Source organism: Elstera litoralis, assembly GCF_000963705.1.
GTDB classification, from domain to species: domain Bacteria; phylum Pseudomonadota; class Alphaproteobacteria; order Elsterales; family Elsteraceae; genus Elstera; species Elstera litoralis.
This window is the reverse complement of the sequence record NZ_LAJY01000414.1, coordinates 1-3,083: the sequence shown is the minus strand read 5'-3', so window position 1 is coordinate 3,083 and position 3,083 is coordinate 1. Positions and strand designations below refer to the sequence as shown.

The following is a 3,083-nucleotide window of genomic DNA, read 5'->3' as shown; positions in this document are numbered from 1 at the left end:
ACTACCAGTCCAGTAGGTAACATAATTATAGCCACTCCCAAGATTAAGGTTGTAACCTCCAAAACCTAGGGCGATAGTATCATCACCTGCACCTGCGCTAATCGTCGTATTCCCATGTCCGACGGATATGGAATCTGTTCCAGAGCCACCAATAATACTATGATTACCGCTGCCAGCTGAAATTGAATCTATGCCACCATTGCCATTTATGGTGCTATTACCGTTTCCAACGGAAATGCTATCATCTCCCGCACCGCCCGTGATGCTGTGATCGCCAGCCAGAGCATGAAGCCCGTCTGCACCGCCACCGCCAATGAGTGTGCTGTTCCCATCGCCAACAACTACATAGTCATTCTCAGCGCCACCTGTGACCCGATGGCTCCCGGCTCCGATCACAATAGTATCCGCGCCGCCGCCACCATTTACAGTGCTGCCTACCGTCGCATTTCCGAGCGAAACGCTATCGTTGCCCGCATAGGCGTTCACGACATAGTCGCCATCGCCCTGCGATAGAACGTCATCACCCGTCGTCAGATTAATCGTCGTTGGCATCGTCTTACCTCGAAAAAGAGAATATCCCCTTCCTCTATGCCATTTCTTTTCGGCGATTCAATGAACAAAAAATTAAATGGGAAAAGTCTGATTAAGGTTCAACCAGAACTTTAAGCTGCATTCATCTGACGACTCGATAGCATTACAAAATATCAATCAAAGGGTGAAAAACATACGGAAACAACACTCATTACAATCGTACTCCATCTTCGATGGCATCATGTGCCCGTAAGGGAGGGGAGGGGAGAGCAACGGCCCATCTTCCTCCTTGCATCCCCGGCCTGAACCCGCTAAAAGGCGCGCACTTCACACGCGGGCGAAGGAGTTTAGCTCTCCTTGCCGGTGCCAAATTTATTTGGTCACTGCCCGCGGCGGACTAACCGGACTAAGGATGCCTTTTATGAGCAATGTTCCCACTTTTACCATGCGCCAGCTTCTCGAAGCGGGCGTTCACTTCGGCCATAACACGCGCCGCTGGAACCCGAAGATGGCCCCGTACCTCTTCGGCGTTCGCAATGGCGTGCATGTGATCGATCTCGAACAGACCGTTCCGATGCTTTACCGCGCCCTGCAAGTGGTGCGCGATACGGTGGCCGCCGGTGGCCGTGTGCTGTTCGTCGGCACCAAGCGCCAGGCCGCCGAGCGCGTTGCCGAAGCCGCGCGCCGCTCGGGTCAATATTATGTGAACCATCGTTGGCTCGGCGGCATGCTGACCAACTTCAAGACCATTTCGCTGTCGATTAAGCGCCTGCGCGAACTGGAAGAAATGTTCAACACGGGGGCCGTCGCCGGCTACACCAAGAAAGAACAGCTCAACCTGACGCGCGAGCATGAAAAGCTCGAACGCGCCCTGGGCGGGATCAAGGAAATGGGCGGCTTGCCCGACCTGATCTTCATCATCGACACCAATAAGGAAGCGATTGCCGTTCAGGAAGCCAACCGCCTGAATATTCCGGTCATCGCCATCCTCGACAGCAATTCGGATCCTGAAGGCATCGCCTATCCGGTTCCGGGCAACGACGACGCCCTGCGCGCCATCGATACCTACTGCGAACTCTTCTCGGCCTCGGTGCTGGCGGGTCTGACGCAGGAAGCCGTGTCGGCGGGCATCGATATCGGGTCGGCTGAAGATGTTGTGGAAGAAGCGCTGCCGGTGGAAGAAGCGGCTTCGGCCTAAGCTTTCGTCGCCAAACAGCTACGACGCTAAGGCGGCGCTCTGCGCCGCCTTTTCACTAGAATCATCGGCTGACGCCGATTTGTCATAAAGAGGGCTCTCCAATGGTCGAAATCACTGCCGCCATGGTTAAGGAACTGCGCGAAAAGACGGGCGCAGGCATGATGGACTGTAAGAAGGCGCTGGGCGAAACCGCAGGCGATATCGAAGCCGGTGTGGATTGGCTGCGCACGAAGGGCCTCGCCGCTGCTGCCAAAAAGGCGGGCCGCGTTGCTGCCGAAGGCCTCGTTGGCTCGGCCTCGTCGGGCACGGTCGGCGCGCTGCTGGAAGTGAATTCGGAAACCGATTTCGTCGGTCGGAATGAAAAATTCCAGGGCTTCGTCACCGAAACGGCGGGCCTCGTGCTCACCATCGGCGCGATGTGGAAGCTTGAAGGTCGCGACCTATCCGGGCAAGGCCCATGCCGTGTCGGAAGAGCTGACCCAGCTCATCGCCACTATCGGCGAAAATATGTCGCTGCGTCGCGGCGTGCGCCTGTCGGTGACCGACGGTATCGTCGCCACCTACATCCACGCGGCGACCGCGCCGGGCCTGGGCAAGATCGGCGTACTGGTTGCGCTCGAATCGACCGGCGACAAGGCCGCGCTGGCCGTCCTCGGCAAGCAGATCGCCATGCATATCGCCGCGACCAACCCGATGTCGCTGTCGGTCGATGATCTCGATCCGAAGGCGCTGGAGCGGGAACGCGACGTGCTGACCGAGCAGGCGCGCGCTTCCGGCAAGCCCGATGCCGTCATCGAAAAGATGATCGAAGGCCGTATTCGCAAGTTCTACGAAGAAGTCGTGCTGCTGGAGCAGGTTTACGTCATCGATGGCGAAAGCCGCGTGAAGGATGTTATCGCCAAGACGGCCAAGGATATCGGCGCGCCGGTGACGATGACCGCCTTTGCGCGTTACGCCCTGGGCGAAGGCATCGAAAAGCAGGAAAGCGATTTCGCGGCCGAGGTTGCGGCGCAGGCTGGCGTCCGCTAAACCCTGAAAACCCTTGCGTTAAAGGGCGGCCGGATCGTAAGGGTTCGGTCGCCTTTTCTTTGAGTGCGGTTTTAAGAGGATATAAGCGATGGCTACTCCCGATCTCAGCGATGTGAAGCGCCGCATGGATAGTGCGGTCGACACCCTTAAGAAAGAACTCAATGGTTTGCGCACCGGGCGTGCCTCGGCCAATCTTCTCGATCCGATCATGGTCGAATCCTACGGCTCAATGATGCCGTTGAGCCAGGTCGGCACCGTCAGCGTTCCCGAACCGCGCATGCTGACCGTGACGGTGTGGGACAAGGGTACGGTGAAAGCCGTTGAA

General features: G+C 57.5%; 3 protein-coding genes and 1 pseudogene. 3 read left to right on the top strand and 1 reads right to left on the bottom strand.

Annotation, left to right across the window (positions count from 1 at the left end; all coding sequences use genetic code 11):
• On the bottom strand, nt 1-552 hold a 552-nt coding region (locus VZ95_RS24270), incomplete at its 3' end, for a calcium-binding protein (RefSeq protein ID WP_269747115.1).
• A gap of 400 nt (nt 553-952) precedes the next feature.
• Here VZ95_RS24270 and rpsB point away from each other — a divergent pair.
• From rpsB to VZ95_RS14785, 3 genes and pseudogenes are all read left to right on the top strand, one after another.
• On the top strand, nt 953-1,729 hold the full coding sequence (rpsB, locus tag VZ95_RS14795; RefSeq protein WP_045776541.1) for a 30S ribosomal protein S2: 777 nt from the start codon (nt 953-955) through the stop codon (nt 1,727-1,729).
• 101 nt (nt 1,730-1,830) lie between these two features.
• A pseudogene (tsf, locus tag VZ95_RS14790) lies at nt 1,831-2,758 on the top strand (translation elongation factor Ts).
• An 88-nt stretch (nt 2,759-2,846) separates the two neighbouring features.
• Nucleotides 2,847-3,083: ribosome-recycling factor (locus VZ95_RS14785; protein ID WP_045776540.1), on the top strand; the 237-nt coding region annotated here is incomplete at its 3' end.